At 57.1% G+C, this 25,910-nt stretch carries 22 protein-coding genes and 2 pseudogenes; 7 read left to right on the plus strand and 17 right to left on the minus strand.

What is annotated here, in order from left to right:
- Nucleotides 1-23: 23 nt before the first annotated feature.
- A complete protein-coding gene (locus RX972_RS09750; RefSeq protein ID WP_231676168.1) occupies nt 24-167 on the plus strand; it encodes a hypothetical protein in 144 nt (47 codons plus the stop codon).
- Here the strand turns inward: RX972_RS09750 and RX972_RS09755 are convergent.
- The 10 genes and pseudogenes from RX972_RS09755 to ffh all read right to left on the minus strand — a co-directional run.
- Nucleotides 151-2,430, minus strand: a pseudogene (locus RX972_RS09755) (transporter substrate-binding domain-containing protein); the annotation flags it as partial. The gene RX972_RS09750 and the pseudogene RX972_RS09755 sit on opposite strands and share 17 nt — an antisense overlap.
- 173 nt (nt 2,431-2,603) lie before the next feature.
- Nucleotides 2,604-4,013, minus strand: coding sequence for a threonine synthase (gene thrC, locus RX972_RS09760; protein WP_027902609.1), 1,410 nt, complete (start codon nt 4,011-4,013; stop codon nt 2,604-2,606).
- 106 nt (nt 4,014-4,119) lie between these two features.
- Entirely contained in the window at nt 4,120-5,424 is a 1,305-nt protein-coding gene (locus tag RX972_RS09765; protein ID WP_316874633.1) for a homoserine dehydrogenase, read from the minus strand.
- Between the two features lie 103 nt (nt 5,425-5,527).
- Entirely contained in the window at nt 5,528-6,268 is a 741-nt protein-coding gene (locus tag RX972_RS09770) for a DsbC family protein (protein ID WP_027902607.1), read from the minus strand.
- A 150-nt stretch (nt 6,269-6,418) separates the two neighbouring features.
- Entirely contained in the window at nt 6,419-7,315 is an 897-nt protein-coding gene (gene xerD / locus RX972_RS09775; RefSeq protein WP_027902606.1) for a site-specific tyrosine recombinase XerD, read from the minus strand.
- A gap of 111 nt (nt 7,316-7,426) precedes the next feature.
- Nucleotides 7,427-7,777, minus strand: a complete 351-nt coding sequence (gene rplS, locus RX972_RS09780; RefSeq protein WP_027902605.1) for a 50S ribosomal protein L19 — start codon at nt 7,775-7,777, stop codon at nt 7,427-7,429.
- 42 nt (nt 7,778-7,819) lie between these two features.
- A complete protein-coding gene (gene trmD / locus RX972_RS09785; protein WP_027902604.1) occupies nt 7,820-8,572 on the minus strand; it encodes a tRNA (guanosine(37)-N1)-methyltransferase TrmD in 753 nt (250 codons plus the stop codon).
- A gap of 3 nt (nt 8,573-8,575) precedes the next feature.
- The gene (gene rimM, locus RX972_RS09790) at nt 8,576-9,112 is read right to left on the minus strand and encodes a ribosome maturation factor RimM (protein ID WP_027902603.1); all 537 of its coding nucleotides are present in this window, start codon (nt 9,110-9,112) and stop codon (nt 8,576-8,578) included.
- A gap of 5 nt (nt 9,113-9,117) precedes the next feature.
- Nucleotides 9,118-9,375 (minus strand): 30S ribosomal protein S16, encoded by a 258-nt coding sequence (rpsP, locus tag RX972_RS09795; RefSeq protein ID WP_027902602.1) that lies wholly within the window; start codon nt 9,373-9,375, stop codon nt 9,118-9,120.
- A gap of 248 nt (nt 9,376-9,623) precedes the next feature.
- On the minus strand, nt 9,624-11,000 hold the full coding sequence (ffh, locus tag RX972_RS09800) for a signal recognition particle protein (RefSeq protein WP_099267649.1): 1,377 nt from the start codon (nt 10,998-11,000) through the stop codon (nt 9,624-9,626).
- Between the two features lie 210 nt (nt 11,001-11,210).
- Here ffh and RX972_RS09805 point away from each other — a divergent pair, with 210 nt between their 5' ends.
- The 3 genes from RX972_RS09805 (at nt 11,211) to RX972_RS09815 (ending at nt 14,909) form a co-directional block, all read left to right on the plus strand.
- On the plus strand, nt 11,211-12,023 hold the full coding sequence (locus RX972_RS09805) for an inner membrane protein YpjD (protein ID WP_099267648.1): 813 nt from the start codon (nt 11,211-11,213) through the stop codon (nt 12,021-12,023).
- 13 nt (nt 12,024-12,036) lie between these two features.
- Nucleotides 12,037-13,272: an HlyC/CorC family transporter gene (locus tag RX972_RS09810; RefSeq protein ID WP_316874638.1), complete on the plus strand. Its 1,236-nt coding sequence runs from the start codon at nt 12,037-12,039 to the stop codon at nt 13,270-13,272.
- 314 nt (nt 13,273-13,586) lie between these two features.
- Nucleotides 13,587-14,909: an MFS transporter gene (locus tag RX972_RS09815; protein ID WP_099267646.1), complete on the plus strand. Its 1,323-nt coding sequence runs from the start codon at nt 13,587-13,589 to the stop codon at nt 14,907-14,909.
- A 152-nt stretch (nt 14,910-15,061) separates the two neighbouring features.
- Here the strand turns inward: RX972_RS09815 and purT are convergent, their stop codons facing one another.
- The 5 genes from purT to RX972_RS09840 all read right to left on the minus strand — a co-directional run bounded on the left by purT (nt 15,062) and on the right by RX972_RS09840 (nt 18,358).
- Nucleotides 15,062-16,243, minus strand: a complete 1,182-nt coding sequence (gene purT / locus RX972_RS09820; RefSeq protein ID WP_316874642.1) for a formate-dependent phosphoribosylglycinamide formyltransferase — start codon at nt 16,241-16,243, stop codon at nt 15,062-15,064.
- Nucleotides 16,244-16,342: 99 nt separating this feature from the next.
- Nucleotides 16,343-16,810: a VUT family protein gene (locus RX972_RS09825; protein ID WP_027902596.1), complete on the minus strand. Its 468-nt coding sequence runs from the start codon at nt 16,808-16,810 to the stop codon at nt 16,343-16,345.
- A 191-nt stretch (nt 16,811-17,001) separates the two neighbouring features.
- Complete coding sequence (locus RX972_RS09830) at nt 17,002-17,196, minus strand: DUF1289 domain-containing protein (protein ID WP_406643857.1); 195 nt, start codon at nt 17,194-17,196, stop codon at nt 17,002-17,004.
- Complete coding sequence (locus RX972_RS09835; RefSeq protein WP_231666130.1) at nt 17,196-17,720, minus strand: gamma carbonic anhydrase family protein; 525 nt, start codon at nt 17,718-17,720, stop codon at nt 17,196-17,198. The genes RX972_RS09830 and RX972_RS09835 overlap by 1 nt, the downstream gene beginning before the upstream one ends.
- Before the next feature lie 41 nt (nt 17,721-17,761).
- Nucleotides 17,762-18,358: a CoA pyrophosphatase gene (locus tag RX972_RS09840; RefSeq protein WP_122707843.1), complete on the minus strand. Its 597-nt coding sequence runs from the start codon at nt 18,356-18,358 to the stop codon at nt 17,762-17,764.
- A 156-nt stretch (nt 18,359-18,514) separates the two neighbouring features.
- On the opposite strand from RX972_RS09840, the gene RX972_RS09845 reads away from it, so the two are divergent.
- Together RX972_RS09845 and RX972_RS09850 are read left to right on the plus strand one after the other, a co-directional pair.
- Nucleotides 18,515-19,066, plus strand: coding sequence for an NUDIX hydrolase (locus RX972_RS09845; RefSeq protein ID WP_263270850.1), 552 nt, complete (start codon nt 18,515-18,517; stop codon nt 19,064-19,066).
- A 188-nt stretch (nt 19,067-19,254) separates the two neighbouring features.
- Nucleotides 19,255-19,674 (plus strand): annotated as a pseudogene (locus RX972_RS09850) (L,D-transpeptidase family protein); the annotation flags it as partial.
- A gap of 171 nt (nt 19,675-19,845) precedes the next feature.
- Here RX972_RS09850 and RX972_RS09855 read toward each other — a convergent pair.
- Nucleotides 19,846-20,157, minus strand: a complete 312-nt coding sequence (locus RX972_RS09855; protein ID WP_122396192.1) for a YqfO family protein — start codon at nt 20,155-20,157, stop codon at nt 19,846-19,848.
- A 6-nt stretch (nt 20,158-20,163) separates the two neighbouring features.
- Nucleotides 20,164-24,060 carry a phosphoribosylformylglycinamidine synthase gene (gene purL / locus RX972_RS09860; protein WP_316874654.1) on the minus strand — a complete coding sequence of 1,299 codons (3,897 nt, stop codon included), beginning with the start codon at nt 24,058-24,060 and terminating at the stop codon, nt 20,164-20,166.
- Nucleotides 24,061-24,285: 225 nt separating this feature from the next.
- Here purL and mltF point away from each other — a divergent pair, with 225 nt between their 5' ends.
- Nucleotides 24,286-25,746 carry a membrane-bound lytic murein transglycosylase MltF gene (gene mltF, locus RX972_RS09865; RefSeq protein ID WP_099267639.1) on the plus strand — a complete coding sequence of 487 codons (1,461 nt, stop codon included), beginning with the start codon at nt 24,286-24,288 and terminating at the stop codon, nt 25,744-25,746.
- Nucleotides 25,747-25,910 lie beyond the last annotated feature (164 nt).

Below are 25,910 nucleotides of genomic sequence, written 5' to 3' on the forward strand. Positions count from 1 at the left end.
TTTGAATGCAAAGGTGCTTATCAATGACCATCGGCATCGATGGAAAGTTTCGATGGTTTAACGATGTCACCGTTCGAGCATGCCTGCCGAACATGACAGAGAAAAAACCATCGACCGGTACTAAGCACAATATCGAGAGATTGCGCATCACGCCGCCTCGTCGCTAACGTCGATCATTTCGAGAACCGAACGGGCTGAAACAAGGGCCACTTCCACAGAGCTGGACGGCGTCTGCCCCTTATGCAGAGCCTCCTTAAGTTCCAATTCCAAAAAGCCGACAATCACTTCCAGATTTCTGCGCATTTCATGACCGACATCCTTCATGAAAAGCTTTTTGGCATCATTGACTGCGCTCGCTTGCTCCTTGGCTTCACACAGTTGAGTTTCCAGTCGCTTGCGCTCGCTGATGTCGATCCAGCCCCCCAGCAATCCCTGAACCTCGCCATCGGCACGATAGAAAGGCACCGTCCAGTGCAAGGCATCAATCTGCTTGTCTCCCAGAAGCATGGTGCGGTCAGCGAAAATGGGCTGACGCGTTTCCAGCAGCTTGATGTAATCCCCGTGCAATTGCTCCGCGGTTTCTCTAGGTATCAGCTCCACGTCAATCAAGCGCCGACCATTCATCTGCTCGAAGCTGATTCCCAGATTCTCTTCATAACTTCGATTGCAGGAAATCAATCGCCCTTTCAGGTCCCTGACGTAGACCGGGTTGGGTATTCCGTCAAACAGCGCGTGCTTGAAGACCAACTGGTCGTTGAGCGCCGCTTCGGCCTGGAGACGCTGAAATATCTGAACCTTGAGACGGCTACTCCAGATCAGCGAAACCAGCCCCAGCGCCAGCGCGACACTGAGCCCCCAATACACCCAGCCGGGAATCCGGCTCAACAGACTGGTCTGCTGCACAGCAGACGACATCCACCTTGTGCGGATGGCACGCATCTCGCTGACCGGAAACTCTTCCAGCGCCTTATTGATGATATTAAGCAGTTCTGGTTGAGACTTGATGACAGTCATTCGGTCAGAGGACCACCATCCCTCCACACTGCGACCAACTTTCAGCACGCCTCGCGGATCCAGATAAGCCCCGGCCTCGTTCTGAATCGTCGCCACAGCATCCCCGGAGGCGACCAGTTGGCGAGCTTCTTCATAGTTGGCTGTAAGGATTAAATTTATACGTGGATGCTCGCGCCTTATGATGCCTTCCAGAGCATGCCTGGCAGGCAACGCCAGAGTGCGCCCGGCCAGGTCTCGCAGTGAATGCAGAGAAGCCTCTCCTGCACGCAACACGAATACCCAGCTATTACCGCCAAATGAATAGCTGAAATCGAGCATCTCCCGACGCTCTGCATTCTCTGCAAGCGTCGTGTTCATCTGGGCCTGACCGCTACGCAGGAGGTTGAACGTCTGCTCAATGCTCAAGGCCTCTTCATGCTTGAACCGCAGACCGGTGATGCGCGAAATTCGATTCAATATGTCGACATTAAGCCCGACCCAATTCCCATCCCCATCACGATAGATGTACGGTGGGTGCTGCTGAGAAGCAACTGTGACCACCGGGTGCCTGCTGATCCAGCGTCTTTCTGCACGACTTAGCGCGATTCGCTGAGTGCTGGCGTCAGCGCCCAGCCCCAGAGTCCAGCGTCCCAGTATCTCCCGGGTAATCGCGGACCCCAGGCTGGCCAGCGCAGTGTCGATCAGAGACAGTAACTGCGTCTGGTCCGAACGCACGGCAAATGAAAAGCTGTCCTGAGGCAAAAGACTGTCAAACAGAACCTGTAATCCAAGATAAGGACGCAGCGCCATGTAGGAGCGGACGATGACGTCATTGCCAATGAAGACATCTGCTTCTCCGTGGCTCACAGCCTCCATGGCACTGAAGAGGCTGGGGGCAATAATGATTTCGCTCTCAGGGTAGGCGATCTGCACCGCCAGGAGATCCATGTAGCTCTCAAGAACCACAACCTTGTTTCCCTTGAGCGACTCCTCCAGACTTCGCCCGTTACCGCGTCCGACGACTACCGAACGATCAGGCATATAGCCCATCGACAACCGAAGGTCGCCAAAAACGCGCTCAAAATCATTGGCAGTGGCAATAATGTCGATGGTGCCATCCCGCAGCGCGTTGATTGCCCCTTCAGGCCTGGGAAAACCGCGCACCTGCATTCTCACATTGAGCTTGCTGGCGATCAGACTCAAATAATCGGCAGTGATGCCCTGATACCGGTTGCGATCACTGGTGATATCCACAGGCTCATAATCGACGGTAACAACCCCGACGCGTAGCGCAGGTTGATCATCGAGCCATTCACGATCCGAGGCAGATAACTCCAGAGGCTCCAGAGCCACGAACGGCGCAACAAGGCTGAACGAAAGATTCCGCTCAGCATGGCTTGGCTGAACGAACAACACAGCCAGTAATAGTGACAGCACCACCAGTGTGCTTTTTATGGGAGCGAGGTTCTTGCCTTCGAAGAAGCTCCCTTTGCTTGCAATTTTCACAGCGACTAACTCATCCGTAAGTGTCTAAAACTCCCGAAGTGTGGCATGCAGAAATGAGAAGGCCCGCTGGGGGGCGGGCCTTAAGTTGTTACATGGATATACCGTTAGAGCGGTTTACCCCGGTTTCCGTGCTGACTAACGAAGGCCTGTATGGCTTTCAGGTCATTCGGCAAAACCGTGCAGCGTTCGTCCCGCTCGAACAAATCAGACAAATGTGCAGGTAGCTCGAGCGCTTTTCCTACACCCGCTTTCTCCACTGCTTCCGGGAATTTGACCGGATGCGCCGTCCCGAGGATCACCATCGGCGTATCCAGGCTGCGACGGCAGGCCCGAGCGGCCTTTACACCGATCGCAGTATGCGGGTCCAGCACCTCGCCAGTCTTTGCAAAAACATCCGCAATGGTCTCGCAGGTTTCAGCGTCGCTGACAGCCAGGGAGTCAAACAGCTTGCGGGTTTCGGTCCAGCGCTCTTCGTCGACGCTGAAACCACCGCCTTGTTTGAAGCTGTCCATCAAGCCTGCGAGCGTGGCACCGTTACGACCGTGCATATCGAACAGCAGACGCTCGAAGTTCGACGAGACCATGATGTCCATGGATGGCGACAAAGTCGCGTGCAAGGTCTCTTTTACATACTGATTGCCGCTCATGAAACGGTGCAGAATGTCGTTGCGGTTGGTGGCGACGATCAGCTGATTGATCGGCAGCCCCATATTGCGCGCCAGGTAACCCGCGAAAATATCGCCGAAGTTGCCGGTAGGTACCGAGAACGAAACAGAACGTGCCGGGCCACCCAACTGCAGCGAGGCGTGAAAGTAGTAGACGATCTGAGCCATGATCCGCGCCCAGTTGATCGAGTTAACGGCTACCAGGCGCGTGCCCTTGAGGAAACTCTGATCAGCAAAGCTGTTCTTGACCATTTCCTGGCAATCATCGAAGTTGCCTTCCACAGCGATGTTGTGAATGTTGTCGCCGAAGATAGTCGTCATCTGCCGACGCTGTACATCCGATACCCGGTTGTGCGGGTGCAGGATGAAGATATCGACGTTATCGCACTTGCGGCATCCTTCAATGGCTGCCGAACCGGTGTCGCCGGAGGTTGCACCGATGATCACTACACGCTCGCCACGCTTGGCCAGCACGTAATCCAGCAGACGACCCAGCAATTGCAGTGCGAAGTCCTTGAAGGCCAGCGTCGGCCCGTGGAACAGTTCCAGCACCCACTCATTGCCATTCAACTGACGCAATGGCGCAACCGAGCTGTGGGCAAATACGGCGTAGGTTTCTTCAAGGATCTTTTTGAAGTCCGCATCCGGAATGCTGCCGGTCACGAACGGGCGCATCACCCGGAAGGCCAGTTCGTGATAAGGCAGCCCAGCCCAGGAAGCGATTTCTTCCTGGGTAAAGCGAGGCAGGTTTTCCGGAACATACAAGCCGCCGTCGCTGGCCAGACCAGTCAGCAATACGTCTTCGAAATTCAGGGCCGGCGCCTGGCCGCGAGTACTGATATAGCGCATAAGATTCAAACCTTCGGTTTGAGCCTCAAGCTTCAAGCTTCAAGCGGCAAGTTCGAAGCGATCGGCTTCTGGCTTGCAGCTTGTAGCTGACAGCTTGCAGCTGTATTTAATTGAGATGTTCGACGCGGATCCGGACTACCGGGCCAACCACGTCCTGCACCGCTTCCAGGGCCTCAATGGCGTCATTCATACGCTGTTCCACCACACGATGGGTCAACAGAATCATCGGCACCAGGCCGTCATGTTCTTCGACTTCCTTCTGCATGATCGACTCAATGTTAATCCCGCGCTCCGACAGAATGCTTGCCACCTGGGCCAGCACGCCCGGATGATCCTTGGCCTGGATGCGCAGGTAATACGCGCTTTCGCAGGCTTCGATCGGCAGAATCGGATGAGCAGACAGCGAGTCGGGCTGGAATGCCAGATGCGGTACGCGATTTTCCGGATCGGACGTCATCGCACGCACCACATCGACCAGATCGGCAACCACCGACGAAGCGGTAGGCTCCATGCCAGCACCCGCGCCGTAGAACAGCGTCGAGCCTGCAGCGTCGCCATTGACCATGACTGCGTTCATCACGCCGTTGACGTTGGCGATCAGTCGATCAGCAGGAATCAGCGTCGGGTGTACCCGCAGTTCGATACCGGCAGATGTACTGCGCGCGACGCCCAGATGCTTGATGCGATAACCCAGCGCTTCGGCGTAATTCACGTCAGCAGTGGTCAGTCTGGTGATGCCTTCGGTGTAGGCCTTGTCGAACTGCAGCGGGATACCAAAGGCAATGGACGCCAGAATGGTCAGCTTGTGTGCAGCATCAATACCTTCGACATCGAACGTCGGATCGGCTTCGGCATAACCCAGAGCCTGAGCCTCAGCCAGAACGTCAGGGAAGGTACGGCCTTTCTCGCGCATTTCGGTCAGGATGAAGTTACCTGTGCCGTTGATGATCCCGGCAACCCAGTTGATGCGGTTGGCCGACAGACCTTCACGAATTGCCTTGATGACCGGGATACCGCCGGCAACCGCAGCTTCAAACGCTACGATCACGCCCTTCTCACGCGCCTTGGCGAAAATTTCGTTACCGTGCACGGCAATCAGCGCTTTGTTGGCAGTGACTACATGCTTGCCGTTTTCAATGGCCTTGAGAACCAGATCGCGGGCTACGGTATAGCCGCCGATCAGCTCAATGACGATATCGATTTCAGGGTTGGTTGCCACCGCGAAGACGTCGCTGGTGGTCGGTGTACCGGTAATCTGGCAGTTGGGGTTTGGCGTACGCATGGCAATTTGTGCCACTTCGATTCCACGACCCGCGCGGCGGGCAATTTCCTCGGCGTTACGCTTAAGTACGTTGAAGGTACCGCCACCGACGGTACCTAGCCCACAGATGCCTACTTTGACCGGATTCACTATGAACTCCCCGTAAAAACGGCCGGCTTGGAACCGACCGTGGAAAACAGCCGTGCATCACACACGGCTCTCTATTTACTCAACGGTCATGGGACGCGCTGACTTATTTGGCGCCGAGCGCCAGTTTGGCCACTTGTGCAGCGGGTTGGTAACCCGGAATCAACTGGCCGTCAGCCAAAACGATGGCCGGTGTGCCGTTCACACCGATCGATTGGCCCACTTCAAATTGTTTGGTGACAGGGTTGGCGCACTTGGGCGCCTCGATGTTCTTGCCATCGACCATGCGATCCATGGCAGCCTTGCGATCCTTGGAACACCAGACAGCCTGCAGTTGTTCGTCGCCCGGCGAGCCCAGCCCCTGGCGTGGGAAAGCGACGTAACGAACTTCGATGCCCATTTTGTTCAACTGCGGCACTTCGGCATGCAGCTTGTGGCAATACGGGCAAGTGGTGTCGGTGAACACAGTGATATGCGATTTGGTTTCGCCAATGGCCGGGTACACCACCATCTCGGCGGTCGGAATACCATTGATGGTCTTGGCGATAGCCAGACGTTCGGTCTTTTCGGTCAGGTTGACCGGCTTGCCATCCTGGATCTGAAACAGATAGCCCTGCATCACGAACTGGCCATCAGCGCTGGCATACAGCACGCGGCCGCCCTTGAGTTTGACTTCGTACAGACCGCTTAACGGGCTGGCACCGATGCTTTCAACCGGCAGCTCGAGCTTTAGCGATTCAAGGGTCTTGCGAATGGCTTGATCGGCGGGAGCATCCGCCTGGGCAAACATACTGAACGTACTGGCCAACGCAACGGCTGCGGCGGCGATAATCGTGGTCACGCGCATGAAAACTCCTCGGGCGGTGGGCAGACTGGCTTGGGCAAAAAAAGCGCCCGTCAGCTTCAATCTGCGAAACCGGCAAAGACTACCACATAAGGGCCGTAAACCTTACCCGGACCGACACAGACGGCCTGCAAAAGATACCGTCCTGACCTTTCAGCCGCGCGGGTGATGTTTGGCGTGCATGTCCTGCAATCGGGCACGGGCAACATGGGTATATATTTGTGTCGTGGACAGATCACTGTGTCCCAACAACATCTGCACCACGCGCAAGTCAGCGCCATGGTTGAGCAAGTGGGTTGCGAAAGCATGCCGCAATGTATGCGGCGACAGCGACTTGCTGATACCTGCAACCATGGCCTGATGTTTGATCCGGTGCCAAAAGGTCTGGCGGGTCATCTGCTCTCCCCGCTGACTGGGAAACAACACATCACTGGGACGCCCCGCCAGCAATTCATCGCGAGCCCCGCGCATGTAGCGTTCGATCCAGACAATGGCCTCTTCGCCCATGGGGACCAGACGCTCCTTGCTGCCCTTGCCCATCACCCTCAATACACCCTGACGGAGATTGACCTGCTCCAGGGTCAGACTGATCAGCTCGGTGACTCGCAAGCCACAGGCATAAAGCACTTCGAGCATGGCTTTATCCCGCTGGCCGATAGCTTCACTCAGGTCAGGTGCAGCCAGTAACGCGTCAACGTCTGCTTCCGACAGTGACTTGGGCAATGGCCTGCCAAGCTGAGGCATATCCACCTGCAGCGTGGGATCGACCTGAATCAGTTTCTCTCTCAGCAGGTAACGGTAGAAGCCACGTGCACCTGAAAGAAACCGTGCCGTGGAGCGAGGCTTGTAGGCCTTGTCCACTCGCCAGGCCAGATGATCAAGAATCGCCGAGCGTCCAACATTGATCAATTCCAGGCCTTGCTCCTGCAACCAGCCGTTGAACAGGGCAAGGTCACTGCGATAGGCATCACGCGTATTGTCCGAGAGCCCCTTCTCCAGCCAAAGGGCATCAAGAAACCGGTCGATCAGAGGGTCATCGATAGCAGACATGGGTATTCGCGCTTGAGCAGTGCTACATAAGTTACAGACTGAGGACAATAAAACCCCAGACGCAAAAAAGCAGCCCTTAGGCTGCTTTTTTCTTGCATCGAAAAACTGTACTCAGGACAGTTTTTCCTTGATGCGAGCTGCTTTACCGGACAGGTCACGCAGGTAGTACAGTTTGGCTTTGCGAACGTCACCGCGACGTTTCACAGCCAGGCTGTCGATTTGCGGGCTGTAGGTCTGGAAAGTACGCTCAACGCCAACACCGTTGGAGATTTTACGAACAGTGAAGGCACTGTTCACGCCACGGTTACGCTTGGCAATTACTACGCCTTCAAACGCCTGCAGACGAGCGCGGTCGCCTTCCTTCACTTTCACCTGAACGACAACAGTGTCGCCCGGGGCAAAGGTAGGGATCTCTTTGGTCATCTGCTCTGCTTCGAGTGCAAGGATGATTTTGTTAGTCATGCTGTGCTCCTAAGGTAAATCGTCTGATCTACCATCGATACGTTAACTATCGTCCCGTTCGCGGATGTATTCCGCGAGCAGCTTCTTCTCTTCTCCAGAAAGCGAGCGGCTTTCCAGAAGATCGGCGCGTCGTTCATAGGTCCGCCCGAGGGACTGCTGTAAACGCCAACGCCGGATGTGCGCGTGATTGCCACTTAGCAACACGTCGGGAACACGCTGATCCGCATACACCTCCGGTCGGGTGTAATGCGGGCAATCCAGCAGACCATCAGTGAAGGAATCTTCCTCCGCAGAGTCCGCATGCCCTAAAGCTCCAGGCAGCAGCCGCGTAACCGCATCGATCAGCACCATTGCCGGCAGCTCGCCGCCAGACAGTACATAGTCACCAATCGACCACTCTTCATCGACATGAGCATCAATAAAACGCTCGTCAATGCCTTCATAACGACCGGCGATGAGGATAATCGCTTCCCCCTGCGCCAGTTCGCGTACCGCAGACTGATTCAGTTGGCGGCCTTGTGGCGACAGGTAAATCACCTTCGCCGCATCCCCTGCCGCTTGCCTGGCCTGAACCAGAGCATCTTCAAGGGGCTTGATCTTCATCACCATGCCCGGACCACCGCCAAATGGGCGATCGTCAACAGTGTGATGTCGATCCGTGGTGTAGTCCCGCGGATTCCAACAAGTCAGCTGTAACAGCCCTTGTTTCACCGCACGGCTGGTAATGCCGTATTCGCTGATGGCGGAAAACATCTCGGGAAACAGACTGATCACTTCTATGCGCAGGCTAGCCATTGCTTAGAAGTCCGAATCCCATTCCACCTTCATCTCGCCAGCTTCCAGATCAACTGCCAACACGCATTGCTCCGTATAGGGCAACAAACGTTCGCGATCATCCAGGCTGCCAGCGCAGGGCTTGACCACCATTACATCGTTCGAGCCTGTCTCCAGCAGATGATCGATCTTCCCGAGCAATTGCCCTTGATGGTCGATAACCTTGAGACCCTCCAGCTGGTACCAGTAGTACTCGCCATCGGTGAGATCAGGGAACAGGTTGCGCGGCACACAGATTTCAAAACCGGCCAGAAGACGAGCTTCTTCACGGTCATCAAGACCTTTGAGCTTTGCGACCAGGAACTTGTTTTGCAAGCGTCCGCTGACCAGCTCTACCTGTTTAACGCTGCCTTCGCGCCGAAGCGTCCAGGTTTTGTAATCCAACAGGTTTCCAATCGGATCAGTAAAGGAAAAGACCTTCACTTCGCCGCGAACGCCATGTACCGAATAAATCTTGCCAATGACGATCAAGTCGTCGGCAATCGTAGGCGCCGCGTTCATATTGCTCAGGCCGCGACCTTGGTCTTGGCGTGTTCTTTCAGCAACTGGGCAACGCGCTCGGATGTTTGTGCACCCACGCTCAGCCAGTAGTTAACGCGCTCTTCGTTCACGGACAAACGAACTTCCTGACCACGGGCAACCGGGTTGAAGAAGCCAATTTGTTCCTTGTGCGAACCGTCGCGCGCATTGCGGCTATCGGTAACAGTCAGGTGGTAAAACGGGCGCTTTTTGGAGCCGCCCAGAGCAAGACGAATGGTTAGCATTGAACATCGTTCCTGTAGTCGGTGCTGCAAATCTAAGATGCACAGCGGGCATAGGTGCCCGAAAGGCCGCATATTCTAAGGAATATCCGGACTTTTGCAAATGTCTTTTTCTGACACATGCTCTTGTGTCATCCAGATTTGCCAGGGAGCCGTCGCTTTCGACGGCCGGTGTAGACCCGCAAAGCGGGAATTTACGTAGGGGCGAGCCCCCATGTGGAATGCGCGCAGAGCTTCCTGCGCGCGATACATCACATTTTTGGCATGCCGCCGCCGGGCAACATTCCGCCCATGCCGCGCATCATTTTGGCCATTCCGCCTTTGGCGGAAAACTTCTTCATCATCTTCTGCATCTGCTTGTGCTGCTTGATCAGACGCCCGATGTCCTGCACCTGCGTGCCCGACCCCATCGCGATGCGGCGCTTGCGAGAACCACTGATCAGCTCGGGATCGCGACGCTCTGCAGGGGTCATCGAGTTGATGATGGCTTCCATCTGCTTGAACTGCTTCTCTGCCACGCCCTGGGCATTACCCATTTGCGACAGGTTGACGCCGCCGATACTCGGCAGCTTGTCCATGAGCCCGCCAAGGCCGCCCATGTTTTTCATCTGTTGTAGCTGATCGCGGAAGTCTTCGAGATCGAAGCCCTTACCTTTCTTCAGCTTTTTGGCCAGTTTGTCGGCCTTGTCCTTGTCGAGGGTCTGTTCGGCCTGCTCGATCAGGCTGAGCACGTCGCCCATGCCCAGGATTCGCGACGCAATACGGTCCGGGTGGAACGGCTCGAGCGCATCGCTCTTCTCGCCCATACCGATGAACTTGATCGGCTTGCCGGTGATAGCACGCACGGACAATGCCGCACCGCCTCGGGCATCACCGTCGACTTTGGTCAGGATCACGCCAGTCAACGGCAGTGCATCACCGAACGCCTTGGCAGTGTTGGCGGCATCCTGACCGGTCATGGCGTCTACGACGAATAGCGTCTCGGCCGGTTTGACCGCTGCGTGCAGCGCCTGGATCTCGCCCATCATTTCCGCGTCGATGTGCAGGCGACCCGCGGTATCGAGAATGACGACGTCAATGAACTTGAGCTTCGCTTCCTTTATTGCCGCTTCAGCAATGTCTACCGGCTTCTGGCTGATGTCGGACGGGAAGAACGTAACGCCGATGTCGGCCGCCAGCGTTTCAAGCTGCTTGATGGCTGCAGGACGATATACGTCGGCAGACACAACCATGACGGTCTTCTTCTTGCGCTCTTTAAGGAATTTGGCCAGCTTGCCTGCAGTAGTGGTCTTACCCGCACCCTGCAGACCTGCCATCAGAATCACGGCAGGCGGCGTGACATTAAGGGTCAGCTCTTCGTTGGCCGCCCCCATCATGTCTTCCAGCTCGGCCTGAACGATCTTCACAAAAGCCTGGCCCGGCGTCAGACTGCGGGACACTTCGGTGCCGACAGCGCGCTCCTTGACCTTGTTGACGAAGTCTTTGACGACCGGCAAGGCAACGTCGGCCTCAAGCAAAGCCATACGCACTTCGCGCAAGGTGTCTTTGATGTTGTCCTCGGTCAGCTTGGCCTTGCCAGTTACATGGCGCAGCGTCTGCGAGAGACGGTCTGTCAGATTTTCAAACATGCGCGATCCTTTCAGGCTCTTGGCGAACCCCGGTTGATGCGGCCCGGCCCGTTATAAAATGGCGCTCGGCGAGCCTGCGGCTTGAGCAGGTCGCGGATTATAGCGAAGACTCTGCGGCACGGACACCATGGAGTCTGCATCTGTGGTCTTTCGTGAAATGACGGTTGTATGCCAAACTCAGCGTCTTTAGAGGCCCGTCCATCAGGATTTATGTTCCCTTTGCCACCCAGCCTGCTACCCAGCCTCGCCGCCGCCTGCCTTTATGCCGCTGCGACAATCTATCAAGGCATCCGCCTCAGCCAGGCGAAACGCGCCGACAAACGGCTGCTTTGCCTGCTCGGTACGCTGGCCGTTGTTGCTCATGCCTTCGGACTTTTCTCCCAGTTGATCCGCCCCATCGGACTTGGCCTGGACTTTTTCAGCGCCGCCAGCCTGATTGCCGTGGCGGTGATTGCCCTCACGCTGCTGGCGACCGTGCGTATTCCGGTTGAAAACCTGCTCGTGCTTTTATTCCCGCTGGGGATGGTTACCGTGTTGCTCGCGCAGTTCGCGCCAGTTGGCACCGTGCAACCCATCGTTGAAGAACCGGGCATCCTGAGTCACATCCTGCTGTCGATCCTCGCTTACGGGATGTTCACCATTGCCGTGGTGCAGGCATTGCTGCTGCTGGTGCAGGATCATCAACTCAAACACAAGCACCCTTCCGGGCTGATCAAGAATTTCCCGCCACTGCAAACCATGGAAAGCCTGCTGTTTGGTTTTCTCTGGGCCGGCTGGTCGCTGCTTTCGCTGTCTCTGATTTCAGGCTGGCTTTTCGTCGAGAACCTGTTCGCGCAGCATCTGGTGCACAAAACCCTGCTGGCCTGCCTGGCCTGGGTCGTGTTCAGCGTACTGCTGTGGGGTCGTAACCGTCTCGGCTGGCGTGGACACAAGGCTATCCGCTGGACCCTGGGCGGCTTCTGCCTGCTGATGCTGGCCTATTTCGGCAGCAAGCTGGTCCGCGAATTCATTCTGCACATCTGACGGTTCGCTGATTATGGATAATTTGCCAATCGCGCCGATGCTCGGTGTCGTGGTCCTGTTGATTCTCTGGGCAGCCCTGTTCACGGCCATTGAAACTGCCCACCATCACCTCAAAGTGCTGCGCAACGGCGACCGCCTGCCCACGTCCAGCTGGCCAGAGCTTAAATTCGAGCTGGGTAGCCTGATCCTCGCCAACACGCTTATCAAAGTGTTGATCACCGTAATCGTCACCTTACTGTCGGTGAACTACTGGTTTTACAACGGCCCGACACTGGCCTGGATCATTGTCACCAGCATCACGCTGATCTTCGCCGAACTCATCCCGCGCAGGTTGGCGGCGCGTCATCCGCAAGCCATCGTGCACATGGCCAACAGCTTGCTGCGTATTCCGATGATCATCCTCTGGCCGCTGGCCTGGCTGTTCAACTCCTTAGCCAGGACGCTGCTGCGTCCCTTCGGCACGCGCAACAAGCAGGCTATCGCAGGCGATGAGGATGGCGAGCGCCCGCACGCGCATCATGACGGCGTGAATGAGCACCATCCCGGCCGCTCGCCCGTGCTGTCAGGCATCCATGCGCTGGACAGCATCACCGTCAATGACATTCTGGTACCGCGCAGTGAAGTGGATGGCGTCAATCTCGACGACAGCATCGAACAGATCGTCGAGCGCCTGATCATTTCGCGCCACACCCGGCTGCCGGTCTACCACAACGACATCAATCAGGTGCAGGGCGTACTCAATACCCGGCAGATCAGTCATCTGCTGCCCAAGGGCGAATTGACCAAAGAACAGATCGTGGCCGCCTGCTATGAGCCGTACTTCGTTCCGGAGAGCACTCCGCTTCAGTTGCAACTGCTGAATTTCCACAAGCAACAGCGCCGCATGGGCGTCGTGGTCGATGAATACGGCGAAGTACTGGGCATCGTCAGCCTCGAAGACATTCTTGAAGAAATCGTCGGCGAATTCGAAAACGAGCAAACCCTGAACAACCCGCACATTCATCCACAGGCCGACGGTCGTCTGGTGGTAGATGGGGCTGCGTCGATTCGCGATTTGAACAAGAGCCTGGGGTGGCATCTACCGTCCGATGGACCCAAGACTCTTAATGGTCTGGTCACCGAAGCGCTGGAGACCATTCCGGAAAGCGCGGTTTGCCTGAAGATCGGGCCGTATCGTCTGGAAATTCTCGAAACCGAAGACAACCGTGTCGCACGGGTCATGATGTGGCAGAAACCCGCCGCTCGATAACGTAACAGGCGTTTTTGCCAGACGCCCTTGCCAGAAGCCTCTTGTTATACCGGCGGCTCGATTCCTATAATCGGGCCGCTTACCCAGCCCGCCGATCCGTGTGCTACCCGCACCCCATGTGATCCGGCCAGTCATTCAGCCTGAACGTCTCGCGCATCTCCCTGGCTCTGCCCTACCCCCGGCATGACCAACGCCTCTCGCCCTTATCCGGGCTAACCTGATCAGCGCTGTACCCACAATAATTAATGTATGCCGCCGTGGATCGTCGTATCTGGCGATCACCGACAGGCACTATGACTGTCAGGAAGACCCGCATGACTACGACTTCTGCCACCCATGAAAATGAGAGCGCACCGGCTCGCCCGGTCAACTCTGCCACACGCGTCGCTACCGCCAGCTTCATTGGCACCGCCATCGAGTTCTACGATTTCTACGTGTACGCCACCGCCGCTGCGCTGGTGATCGGCCCGGTGTTTTTCCCGCAAACGTCCGGCACCGCACAAATGCTGTCCGCATTTCTGACGTTTGGCATCGCCTTCCTTGCACGCCCGCTAGGCTCAGCGCTGTTTGGCCATTTCGGCGACCGTATCGGACGCAAGTCGACGCTGGTCGCCTCGTTGCTGTTGATGGGCGTGTGCACCACGCTGATCGGCGTACTGCCGGGCTACGCAACGATAGGTGCCTGGGCACCGATTCTGTTATGCGTGCTGCGTTTCGGCCAGGGATTGGGGCTGGGTGGTGAATGGGGCGGCGCAGCCTTGCTTGCCACGGAGAACGCCCCCAAAGGCAAGCGCGCCTGGTTCGGTATGTTCCCGCAACTCGGCCCTTCGATTGGTTTCCTCGCCGCGAACGGGCTATTCCTGACACTGGCCATGACGCTGGATGACGAACAGTTTCGCTCATGGGGCTGGCGAATCCCGTTCCTGCTGAGCGCGGCACTGGTAATGGTTGGGCTCTATGTGCGACTGAAGCTGGAAGAAACCCCGGTCTTCACCAACGCCATCGCCCGCCACGAACGGGTGAAGATGCCAATAGTGGAGCTGTTCAGCCAGTACTGGGCGCCGGTATTACTGGGCGCCGCATCAATGGTGGTCTGTTATGCGCTGTTCTACATCTCAACCGTGTTTTCCCTGAGCTACGGCGTATCAACGCTTGGCTACAGCCGTGAGACCTTCCTCGCCCTGCTGTGCTTCGCAGTACTGTTCATGGCAGCAGCGACTCCGCTGGCGGCATGGGCCAGTGACCGCTTCGGACGTCGCCCGGTGTTGATCATTGGTGGCGTGCTGGCGATCCTCTCGGGCTTCACCATGGAGCCGTTGCTGACCCACGGCACGACATGGGCGGTGGCGCTGTTTCTGTGTATCGAACTATTCCTGATGGGCGTGACCTTCGCCCCGATGGGCGCAATGTTGCCCGAGTTGTTTCCGACCCGTGTGCGCTACACCGGCGCGTCAGCGGCCTACAACCTGGGAGGCATCGTCGGCGCATCGGTAGCGCCCTTCTTCGCCCAGAAACTGGTGGCGATGGGCGGACTGAGCTGGGTGGGCGGGTATGTGTCGGCAGCAGCGTTGATCAGCGTGATTGCCGTGCTGTGCCTGAAGGAAACGCGGGAGGCGGATCTGGATAAAATCGTTTAGCTCAAATCTGATCCTGTAGGAGCTGCCGAAGGCTGCGAAGCATTCATCCTGACAAACCGCCATCGCAGCCTTCGGCAGCTCCTACAGGTCCAATGCTTGCTTCGAGATAGCGCGGTGTCAGTGACACCGCGCCATTTCCTGCAGGGCTTGCGTTACAGCTGGACTTTCACAGCCCGCGAAGAACGCGTCGCCTTGGCACGTGCCGCTTCGATGGACTCGTCGCGAGCCAGAGCGACGCCCATGCGGCGCTGGCCGTTCACATCAGGCTTGCCGAACAGGCGCAGCGCGGTATCCGGCTCGCTCAGCGCCTCGTTGAGGTTGGCGAAAGTGGTATTAGTGGACTGGCCTTCCACCAGAATCACCGCAGAAGCCGATGGCCCGAACTGGCGAATTTGCGGGATTGGCAAACCCAGAATCGCGCGGGCGTGCAAGGCAAACTGCGACAGGTCCTGAGAAATCAGGGTTACCAGACCTGTGTCATGAGGGCGCGGCGATACTTCGCTGAACCAGACCTGATCACCTTTGATGAACAGCTCAACACCAAACAGACCGCGACCACCCAAAGCTTCGGTGACTGCCTTGGCAACGCGCTCGGACTCAGCCAACGCAATCGGGCTCATTGCCTGTGGCTGCCAGGATTCCTGATAGTCGCCCTTTTCCTGGCGATGACCCACTGGCGCGCAGAACGTAGTACCACCAGCGTGGCGCACGGTCAGCAGAGTGATTTCGTATTCGAAGTCGATGAATCCTTCGATGATCACCCGACCTTTACCAGCACGACCGCCTTCCTGAGCGTAATCCCAGGCTTTCTGCACGTCATCAGCAGTACGTAACAGACTCTGGCCTTTGCCCGACGAGCTCATCACCGGCTTGACCACGCACGGGAAGCCCAGGTCCTGGACTGCCTTGCTGTAGTCTTCAAAGGTATCGGCGAAGTGATACGGCGAAGTCGGCAGGTCCAGCTCTTCAGCAGCCAGACGACGGATGCCTTCGCGGTTCATGGTCAATTGCGTAGCGCGGGCCGTCGGGATAACCGTGAAACCTTCAGCTTCCAGCTCAACCAGAGTAGCGGTGGCGATGGCCTCGATTTCCGGCACGATGTAGTGCGGTTTCTCGGCTTCGATCACTGCACGCAGCGCGGCACCGTCAAGCATGTTGATCACATGGCTGCGATGGGCAACCTGCATGGCAGGCGCATTGGCATAACGATCAACAGCAATCACTTCAACGCCCAGGCGCTGCAGTTCGATCACGACTTCCTTTCCCAGCTCACCGCAACCGCAGAGCAATACGCGGGTCGCGACAGGCGACAGTGGAGTTCCGATTTGAGTCATCTCAGGTCCTCGTGGAGCAGATATCGAGGGCAGCCCGCGTCAGGTGCGAGCGACCGCTGTGGAGAAAGGCGCGCAATTTACCACGAAGGCCCGTAATTCTCAGCCCGCACTCGCATTCTTGCGTGCACGCCAGGTCATGATCAGCCAGACGGCCGTGACGCCGACGAATTTGGAAACCAGCGCCGTGATAATCACGGGCGGGGTCAGCGCATCGATCATGCCGAAAAAGATGAAGGTGTCCACCGGGATACTCAGCGCAGAGCTGAGCCATAAGCGATCACGAAGTGGGCGCTTGGTTACCGTGAATACCAGCCAGTCGATGCACTCCGAGACCGCAAACGCCGTGGCACTGGCCAGCGCGATGGTCGGGTCGGACGTCACATACGACAGCACCAGAGCCGCCAGCATGGCGAGGATCGCCCCATGCCCGAAACGGGTTTGTACCATGTCGCGCAGCACGAACACCAAACCACCCCAGGCGGACCAGATAACGTCCAGGTGCGGGGCGGCAGAGAAAGCAAAGTTGATCAGCACGACACTGCTGATGTAGGCGATCAGGAAGAGCATGAGGTGAGGCTTATGTGGCGGGGAGGATGGGTAATGGTATCAGGCGATGCAAGGCGGTGGCGTATTTGAAATGAGATTCAAACAGTGGGAGCCGAGCTTGCTCGCGATAAGGACACCGCAGATATCATGTAGATTGCGCCCAGCCTCATCGCGAGCAAGCTCGGCTCCCACAGGAAAAGCGGGACTTCGGATTACATTTTCCAGACAAGCCCATTCGCCTCGGCCCGCTCATGGCAGAGCCTGAGCACGGCGCGCCGCTGGTCATTGTCCATGGCGTGCCAGTCAGTGATTTCTTTGACGGTGCGCTGGCATCCCAGGCAGACATCGTCGTCATCCAGAGCGCAGATACTGACGCACGGAGAGGCTACGCGGCGTTCGGTTTCCATCAGTCTTCCTGCGGCATCAGGTCGCGAGCGTAGCGCTGGGCGTTGTGGACGTAATGGGCGGCGCTGGCTTCGAGCATTTTCTTCTGCACATCAGTGAGTTCGCGCACCACTTTACCCGGTGAACCCATGACCAGCGAGCCATCGGGGATAACCTTGCCTTCGCCAATCAGTGAATTAGCGCCAATGATGCAGTATTTGCCGATCTTCGCGCCGTTAAGAATGACCGCGTTGATGCCAATCAGGCTGTAGTCGTCGACGCTACAGCCATGCAGCATCGCGTTGTGACCAATCGTCACGCCCTTACCGATCTCCAGCGGTGAGCCCATATCGGTGTGCATGACCGTACCGTCCTGAACATTACTGTTCTCTCCAATATGGATCAGCTCGTTATCACCACGCAGCACCGCGTTGAACCAGACGTTGGCCCCCGCCTCCAGCTTGACCTTGCCAATCAGCACAGCATTAGGCGCGACCCAGCTTTGTGGATGGGTTTCGACGCGGAAATCGCCCAGAAGGTATTTCATGCACAAGTATCCTCAAGGCTCTGCGGCCCGTTTATCGTTGCTTAGATCACGGAGTGTTCTGGCGGGTGACGCAGGCTGATCTTGCTGTCATAAAGCACATTGATCAATTCGACAATCATGATCGCGGTCAGCCCCCATATCTTGAATTCGCCGTAACGATAGCTGGGGACGTACCAACTTTGACCTTGATAGTCGATGCGGTGGGTATGTTCCCGGGTGTCCTGACGAAAGAACTCCAGCGGCACGCTGAACACGGCGGCGATTTCGGCATCGTTGGGGCGGTACTCCACGAAGTCGGGAATCAACCCCACGTAAGGCGTGACCTTGATACCGTGCTTGGAGATCACCGGACTGAGCGGCCCGATCACTTCAACCAGCCCTGGCGGCAGACCTATCTCCTCCTCGGCTTCGCGCAGTGCAGTGAAAATCAGGTCACGGTCTTCCGGATCACGCCGCCCACCAGGGAAAGCCACTTCACCGCCGTGAGTCGACAGCCCGCTGGCACGCAGCGTCAGAATCAGCTCCGGCTCGTCGCTGCGGGTAATAGGCAGCAACACCGCAGCTTCGGGGAAGAGTCGATCCGTCTCAAAGGTGCTCGGCGTATGACTGCTTACGCGGCGAAGTAGCTCATCCAGCATGGGAAATCTCGATCTGTTGCCTACCCGGCATCATGCACCAAAGTGGCGAACTGCCCAAGTCCTCCCAGGACAATGTGAACGCGACTAAACCGCAGCTTGCCGATCACCCTTGGCACACGCCAAGATAGCAACTGAATTCAGCAATTGAACGCATCCATGAAATTCTGCAGCCAATGCGGCAAACCGGTCATCCAGCGCATACCCGAAGGCGACAGCCGCCTGCGCTTTGTCTGCGAGCACTGTCAGACCATTCATTATCAAAACCCCAATATCGTTGCGGGCTGTCTGGCCGTCTGGGATAACAAGGTCTTGTTATGTCGTCGCGCCATCGAACCGCGCCTGGGTTTCTGGACCTTGCCAGCCGGATTCATGGAAAACGGTGAAACCATGGAACAGGCGGCGCGCCGGGAAACTTATGAGGAAGCCTGTGCAACACCAGGCGAACTGAACCTGTACATGCTGGTGGATGTGGCGCATATCAATCAGGTTCATGTGTTCTTCCGGGGCGAACTGGCCACACCGGAATTCGCCGCGGGAATTGAAAGCCTGGAAGTCCAGTTGTTCGATGAAGCGGATATACCCTGGTCGGACCTGGCTTTCATGACCGTCCGGCGTACCCTAGAATGCTTCTTCGCTGATCGTCGCGAGCAGGCTTACCCTGTGCGTAACGAAGCCCTGCCGCCGTCGCGGCCCATTCAAGACACTTAATCAGGCCAGCCCCTTACAGGCGCCGCTTCAGGGATACCGTTTCGATGCGTTGGTTGCTCGCTGCTTTGTGCTTGTCTTTCATGCCGTTGTCCCAGGCCTCGTTTACCCAGACCATTGTTCCCAAAGGCAGCGAGCAAAAGATCGTCGGCGAAAAAGTGATTAACGTCGAGAACATTGCCGACAAGAAAATCGACAAGGTGCTGGTGCTCAAATCAGCTCGCCAATTGCAACTGATCAGCGGCGGCGAGCCTCTGAAGACTTACCGTATTTCGCTGGGCAAACAACCCAAAGGCACCAAACTCAAGGAAGGCGACCAGCGTACACCGGAAGGCTTCTATTGGCTTGACTGGCGCAAAACCAGCACCAACTACAACCTGTCAATGCACATCTCCTACCCGAATGCGGCGGACGCCGAGCGTTCGAAACGCGAAGGCGTGAAGCCCGGCAGCATGATCATGATTCATGGCACGCCAGTGGATGAGGAATATCCGGAGTGGTACTTCCACACGCTGGACTGGACCAACGGCTGCATCGCGCTGAAGAACAACGACATGCGGGAAGTGTGGGGCCTGGTGAAGGACGGCACGATGATTGAGATCAGGCCATAACCAGGCATCGGGAGGACGCATATCTAACTGCCTGCGCGATCCCTGTGGCAGCGAATTCATTCGCGAAGAGGCACGTACAGTCGATAAAGATTCATCGTCTGTGCCGCAGTCTTCGCGAATGAATTCGCTCCCACAAGTCCCCCGTGTGCCGCATCATTAGCGCTGGGGAGATCAGAAATCCTCCAGCCGCCAAACCTCATAGGCCGGCGTTTCGTAAGGGTGGCTCTGCTTGAGAGCCGCCACTACTGGCTGAATCAACTCATCCGCAACGACAAGCTCGACTTTCCATTCCTGTACCTGCTCGACCACACCGCCCTGCCCGATAAATGGCTGGCTGCCATCCAGCGGGCGGAACTGGCCTTGACCCAGCACCTGCCATGAGCACTGATCGTAAGCCCCGATTCGCCCTGCACCAGCGGCGAATACGGCACTTTTGACCTGCTCCACATGGCTCGGCGGTACAAAGAACGCGAGCTTGTACATTGTTTCTTAGTTCACCCAAGCACGGGCGTTGCGGAACATGCGCATCCACGCACCGTCTTCGTTCCAGTCTTCTGGACGCCACGAGTTCTGCACAGCACGGAATACACGCTCGGGGTGCGGCATCATGATGGTGACGCGACCGTCGCGGGTGGTGAGGCCACCGATACCGCGCGGCGAACCGTTCGGGTTTGCCGGGTAGGCTTCGGTGATCTTGCCGTGGGTATCGACGTAGCGCAGCGCCACAGTGCCGGAAACATCGGCAGCGACCAGCGCTTCATCGTTGGCGAACTCCGCGTGACCTTCACCGTGAGCGATGGCGATCGGCATACGCGAACCGGCCATGCCTTGCAGGAAGATCGACGGCGATTCCTGGATCTGCACCATGGCAACACGCGCTTCGAACTGCTCGGAGCGGTTGCGCACGAAGTGTGGCCACAGCTCGCTGCCCGGAATCAACTCGTGCAGGTTGGACAGCATCTGACAACCGTTGCACACGCCAAGGGTGAAGCTGTCCTGACGCTCGAAGAAGCCCTGGAACGCATCACGGGCACGGGTGTTGAACAGCGCTGACTTGGCCCAGCCTTCGCCAGCACCGAGTACGTCGCCGTACGAGAAACCACCACAAGCAACCATGCCCTTGAAGTCGTTCAGATCGACACGGCCCGCCAGGATATCGCTCATGTGTACGTCAATCGCGTTGAAACCGGCGCGGTCGAAGGCAGCTGCCATTTCGACCTGACCGTTGACGCCCTGCTCACGCAGCACAGCCACTTGCGGACGCACGCCAGTCTTGATGTAAGGCGCAGCAATGTCTTCGTTGACGTCGAAGCCCAACTTCACGGTCAGGCCTGGATTATCTTCTTCCAGCAGCGCATCGAACTCTTGATCGGCACATTCGGCGTTATCACGCAGACGCTGGATCTGGTAGCTGGTTTCAGCCCATTGACGCTGCAACAGACGACGCTGGCCGCTGAACACTGGCTCGCCATTGAAGCTGATGGCGACTTCATCGTTGTTGACCGGCTGACCGATCACCGCGACGCAATCTTCCAGACCGGCAGCGCTGAACTGAGCCAGCACGTCTGGCGTGGCGTCCTGACGAACCTGGATGACTGCACCCAGTTCTTCGTTGAACAGGATCGCTGCCAGTTCAGCCGGCGTTTCAGCAAGGCCGTCCATGTGCAGGTCCAGACCACAATGCCCGGCAAATGCCATTTCCAGCGTGGTGGTCAACAGACCGCCATCGGAACGGTCGTGGTAAGCCAGCAGGTGGCCGTCAGCATTGAGACCTTGAATAACAGCGAAGAAGGCCTTGAGGTCTTCCGCGTCATCGACATCTGGCGCAACGCGACCAAGCTTGCCGTAAACCTGAGCCAGGATCGAAGCACCCATACGGTTCTGACCACGCCCCAGGTCGATCAGGATCAAGTCGGTAACGCCCTTGTCCATGCGCAGTTCCGGGGTGAGGGTCTTGCGGATGTCAGTCACCGGAGCAAAACCGGTCACGATCAACGACAGCGGCGACGTTACGCTCTTCTCGACGCCGTCATCGCTCCAGCGGGTTTTCATGGACATCGAGTCCTTACCCACCGGAATGGTGATACCCAGTTCCGGGCAAAGCTCCATACCGACCGCTTTCACAGTGTCATATAGACGAGCGTCTTCACCTGGGTGACCGGCAGCGGACATCCAGTTGGCGGACATTTTGATATCGGAAAGCTTTTCGATGCGCGAGGCAGCGATGTTGGTCAGCGTTTCGCCGATGGCCATACGGCCAGAAGCAGGAGCGTCCAGCAGTGCCAGCGGAGTGCGCTCGCCCATCGCCATGGCTTCACCGGTGTTGACGTCGAAGCTGGTCGCAGTCACGGCAACGTCAGCGACTGGCACCTGCCAAGGCCCTACCATCTGATCGCGAGCAACCAGACCGGTAATGCTACGGTCACCAATGGTGATCAGGAAGCTTTTGCTGGCAACGGCCGGGTGGTGCAGAACGCGTTGTACGCTTTCTTCGATATCCAGCACGCTTGGGTCGAAATCATCGCCCAACTCGTTTTCGCGATCAGCACTGCGGTGCATGCGTGGAGCCTTGCCCAACAGCACTTCCAGCGGCATATCAACTGGATTGTTACCGAAGTGGCTGTCGGTCACTGTCAGTTGAGGCTCGGCAGTCGCCTCGCCTACTACCGCGAACGGGCAGCGCTCACGTTCGCAGATCGCCTTGAAACGCTCGAAGTCTTCGGCGCCAACAGCCATCACGTAACGTTCCTGGGATTCGTTGCTCCAGATTTCCAGCGGGGCCATGCCCGGCTCGTCGTTCGGTACGTTACGCAATTCGAAACGACCGCCGCGGCCGCCATCATTGACCAGCTCCGGGAAGGCGTTGGACAAACCGCCCGCGCCGACGTCATGGATGAAGCTGATCGGGTTCTTGTCACCCAATTGCCAGCAACGGTCGATAACTTCCTGGCAACGACGCTCCATTTCAGGATTTTCACGCTGAACCGACGCAAAATCCAGATCCGCAGAGCTGGTACCGGTGGCCATGGAAGAAGCAGCACCGCCACCCAGACCGATCAACATCGCCGGGCCGCCAAGCACGATCAGCTTGGAGCCAACAGTGATTTCGCCTTTCTGCACGTGTTCGGCACGGATGTTACCCATACCGCCAGCCAGCATGATCGGCTTGTGGTATCCGCGGACTTCATCGCCGTGCGGCGTGCTGATGGACTGTTCGAAGGTACGGAAATAACCGGTCAGGGCCGGACGGCCGAATTCGTTGTTGAACGCTGCGCCACCCAGCGGGCCTTCAAGCATGATGTCCAGCGCGGTCACGATGCGCTCAGGCTTGCCGTAGTTCACTTCCCACGGTTGTTCGAAGCCGGGGATCTGCAGGTTGGAAACGGTGAAGCCGGTCAGGCCAGCTTTAGGCTTGGCACCACGACCCGTTGCGCCTTCGTCGCGAATCTCGCCGCCAGAGCCGGTCGATGCGCCCGGGAATGGGGCAATCGCAGTCGGGTGGTTGTGAGTCTCGACCTTCATCAGAATGTGCACCGGCTCCTGCACCGCACCGTACTGGCGGGTTTCAGGGTCCGGGAAGAAACGCCCCGCCACGCTGCCGACGATCACCGAGGCGTTGTCCTTATAAGCAGACAGGACGCCTTCGCTGTGCATCTGATAGGTGTTCTTGATCATGCCGAACAGGCTTTTTTCCTGACTCTCGCCATCGATATCCCAACTGGCGTTGAAGATCTTGTGACGGCAGTGCTCGGAGTTTGCCTGGGCAAACATCATCAGCTCGATGTCATGAGGGTTGCGCCCCAGACCATTGAAACTGGTGACCAGATAATCGATTTCGTCTTCAGCCAGTGCGAGGCCGAGCTCAACGTTGGCTTTTTCCAGCGCGGCACGACCGCCGCCCAGCACGTCAATCGCCGTGAGCGGCTTGGGCTCGGCGTGAGTGAACAGGCCTTCGGCTTCCTGTACGGAACCCAGCACCATCTGCGTCATGCGGTCATGCAGGCAACCGGCGATGATTTGCGCTTCAGCTTCGCTGAACTGTCCTTCTACATAGAAGGTAATACCGCGCTCGATGCGCTGGACCTTCGCCAGGCCGCAATTACGGGCGATATCGCTCGCTTTGCTGGACCACGGCGAGATAGTGCCGAAACGTGGCATCACCAGGAACAACCGGCCGCTCGGCTCTTGAACCGGCACGCTCGGGCCGTATTTCAAGATGCGAACGAGAACTTCCTGTTCCTCGCCAGTCAGATCGCCAGTAACTTCGGCAAAGTGGGCAAATTCGGCATACAAGCCGCTGACAGCTGAAACTTTCTGTTTCAGTTGTTCCAGCAATTTGCTGTGGCGAAAGGCAGAAAGGGCAGGAGCACCGCGCAGGATCAACATCTTCGGGACAGCCTCGGGAAGGGGGTGTGCTTTGAGGCCGTGCATTCTAGCCTAAAGCGACTGCTTGAGCACCCAAAACGGCCAGATTGACGGTGTCCGCATATCGGCGGCTCATGTTGCCGTTCACGCAGCCCTCGGCTTGCCCATCAGAAAGGCTGTGCTCTAGCAGACCCGAGCTTCGCTGTCGAGATATGGCGACGGGTGCGCTTTGCGTATACTGCTCCGATGTTTTCCCAATCAGACTTCCGCCCTCGTTGTGCCAGATGGCTCATCGCAACCGGACTCTTCCTGATGCTCGGCGCCTGTGTTGATAAACCCAACACACTGGAGCGAGTAAAGGAGGACGGCGTGCTGCGCGTGGTCACTCGCAACAGCCCCGCGACCTACTTCCAGGATCGCAACGGGGAGACAGGCTTCGAGTACGAATTGGTCAAGCGTTTCGCCGAAGATCTCGGCGTAGAGCTGAAGATCGAAACAGCCGACAATCTTGATGAGTTGTTCGATCAGATCCAGAAACCAGGCGGTCCGGTGCTGGCAGCCGCTGGATTGATCGATACGGAGCAGCGTAAAAAGCAGGCGCGCTTCTCTCACTCCTACCTTGATGTCACCCCGCAAGTCATTTATCGCAACGGCCAGTCACGCCCTACCGACCCTTCAGATCTGGTCGGCAAGCGCATTATGGTCCTTAAAGGCAGCAGTCATGCCGAACAGATGGCCGCTCTGAAAGCACAAAATCCTGCAATCGAGTACGAAGAATCCGACGCTGTTGAGGTTGTTGACCTCCTGCGAATGGTAGATGAGGGCCAAACTGACATCACGCTGGTGGATTCCAACGAACTGGCGATGAATCAGGTTTACTTTCCCAACGTGCGCGTGGCCTTCGATCTGGGCGAAGGTAAAGGGCAGCGCTGGGCAGTCGCACTTGGCGAAGACAACAGCCTGCTCAACGAAATCAACGCCTACCTCGACAAGGTCAATAAAAACGGCACCTTGCAGCGCTTGAAAGACCGCTATTACGGGCACGTTGACGTTTTGGGTTATGTGGGCGCTTATACCTTCGCCCAGCATTTGCAGGAACGCTTGCCTAAATACGAGAAGCACTTCCAGGCGTCTGCCAAGAAAGAACAAGTGGACTGGCGTCTGCTGGCAGCCATCGGCTATCAGGAATCACTGTGGCAGCCCGGCGTTACTTCCAAGACTGGCGTGCGCGGCCTGATGATGCTGACCCAAAACACCGCCCAGGCCATGGGTGTGTCCAACCGACTGGATGCCAGACAGAGCATTCAGGGTGGTGCAAAGTATTTTGCCTACGTGAAGGAACAGCTGGACGACACGATTTTAGAGCCGGATCGTACGTGGTTTGCTCTCGCTTCCTACAACATTGGTAGCGGACATTTGGAAGATGCGCGGAAATTGGCACAAAACGAAGGACTGAATCCAAATAAATGGCTCGACGTTAAAAAAATGTTGCCCCGCCTTTCGCAGAAAAAGTGGTACAGCAAGACTCGCTATGGATACGCCCGAGGCGGCGAGCCGGTGCATTTCGTGGCCAACATCCGCCGTTACTACGACATTCTCACCTGGGCCACTCAGCCTCAGCTTGAAGGCAGCCAGGTTGCAGAAAGCAATATGCATGTGCCGGGTGTTAACAAGACCAAGCCTGCAGAAGAAAATCCTCCGCTGTAAGCCCTCCCCCTGCCTCTCTACAACAATATTGAAATGAAACGCGAGCTCACTGGAGCTCCATGATCTCAAGCTCATGATGAACCTATGCAGACTGTGTGAAAACCCAAGCCTCACCGCATAACCAAAAAAATGCCTCGACCTGTTCGGGGCATTTTGCCGTTTCC

This window comes from Pseudomonas syringae group sp. J309-1 (assembly GCF_032582135.1).
Classification (GTDB): Bacteria; Pseudomonadota; Gammaproteobacteria; order Pseudomonadales; family Pseudomonadaceae; genus Aquipseudomonas; species Aquipseudomonas quasicaspiana.

Bases quoted from the DNA above. Each gene is read 5' to 3' on its own strand.
- RX972_RS09815 (WP_099267646.1), top strand. From the start codon at position 13,587: ATGACTACGACTTCTGCCACCCATGAAAATGAGAGCGCACCGGCTCGC.
- RX972_RS09845 (WP_263270850.1), top strand. From the start codon at position 18,515: ATGAAATTCTGCAGCCAATGCGGCAAACCGGTCATCCAGCGCATACCC.
- rplS (WP_027902605.1), bottom strand. From the start codon at position 7,777: ATGACTAACAAAATCATCCTTGCACTCGAAGCAGAGCAGATGACCAAA.
- RX972_RS09810 (WP_316874638.1), top strand. From the start codon at position 12,037: ATGGATAATTTGCCAATCGCGCCGATGCTCGGTGTCGTGGTCCTGTTG.
- RX972_RS09830 (WP_406643857.1), bottom strand. From the start codon at position 17,196: ATGGAAACCGAACGCCGCGTAGCCTCTCCGTGCGTCAGTATCTGCGCT.
- RX972_RS09840 (WP_122707843.1), bottom strand. From the start codon at position 18,358: ATGCTGGATGAGCTACTTCGCCGCGTAAGCAGTCATACGCCGAGCACC.
- RX972_RS09770 (WP_027902607.1), bottom strand. From the start codon at position 6,268: ATGCGCGTGACCACGATTATCGCCGCCGCAGCCGTTGCGTTGGCCAGT.
- purT (WP_316874642.1), bottom strand. From the start codon at position 16,243: ATGACTCAAATCGGAACTCCACTGTCGCCTGTCGCGACCCGCGTATTG.
- RX972_RS09750 (WP_231676168.1), top strand. From the start codon at position 24: ATGACCATCGGCATCGATGGAAAGTTTCGATGGTTTAACGATGTCACC.
- xerD (WP_027902606.1), bottom strand. From the start codon at position 7,315: ATGTCTGCTATCGATGACCCTCTGATCGACCGGTTTCTTGATGCCCTT.
- RX972_RS09855 (WP_122396192.1), bottom strand. From the start codon at position 20,157: ATGTACAAGCTCGCGTTCTTTGTACCGCCGAGCCATGTGGAGCAGGTC.
- trmD (WP_027902604.1), bottom strand. From the start codon at position 8,572: ATGGCTAGCCTGCGCATAGAAGTGATCAGTCTGTTTCCCGAGATGTTT.
- mltF (WP_099267639.1), top strand. From the start codon at position 24,286: ATGTTTTCCCAATCAGACTTCCGCCCTCGTTGTGCCAGATGGCTCATC.
- ffh (WP_099267649.1), bottom strand. From the start codon at position 11,000: ATGTTTGAAAATCTGACAGACCGTCTCTCGCAGACGCTGCGCCATGTA.
- RX972_RS09805 (WP_099267648.1), top strand. From the start codon at position 11,211: ATGTTCCCTTTGCCACCCAGCCTGCTACCCAGCCTCGCCGCCGCCTGC.
- thrC (WP_027902609.1), bottom strand. From the start codon at position 4,013: ATGCGCTATATCAGTACTCGCGGCCAGGCGCCGGCCCTGAATTTCGAA.
- RX972_RS09825 (WP_027902596.1), bottom strand. From the start codon at position 16,810: ATGCTCTTCCTGATCGCCTACATCAGCAGTGTCGTGCTGATCAACTTT.
- purL (WP_316874654.1), bottom strand. From the start codon at position 24,060: ATGTTGATCCTGCGCGGTGCTCCTGCCCTTTCTGCCTTTCGCCACAGC.
- RX972_RS09835 (WP_231666130.1), bottom strand. From the start codon at position 17,720: ATGAAATACCTTCTGGGCGATTTCCGCGTCGAAACCCATCCACAAAGC.
- rpsP (WP_027902602.1), bottom strand. From the start codon at position 9,375: ATGCTAACCATTCGTCTTGCTCTGGGCGGCTCCAAAAAGCGCCCGTTT.
- rimM (WP_027902603.1), bottom strand. From the start codon at position 9,112: ATGAACGCGGCGCCTACGATTGCCGACGACTTGATCGTCATTGGCAAG.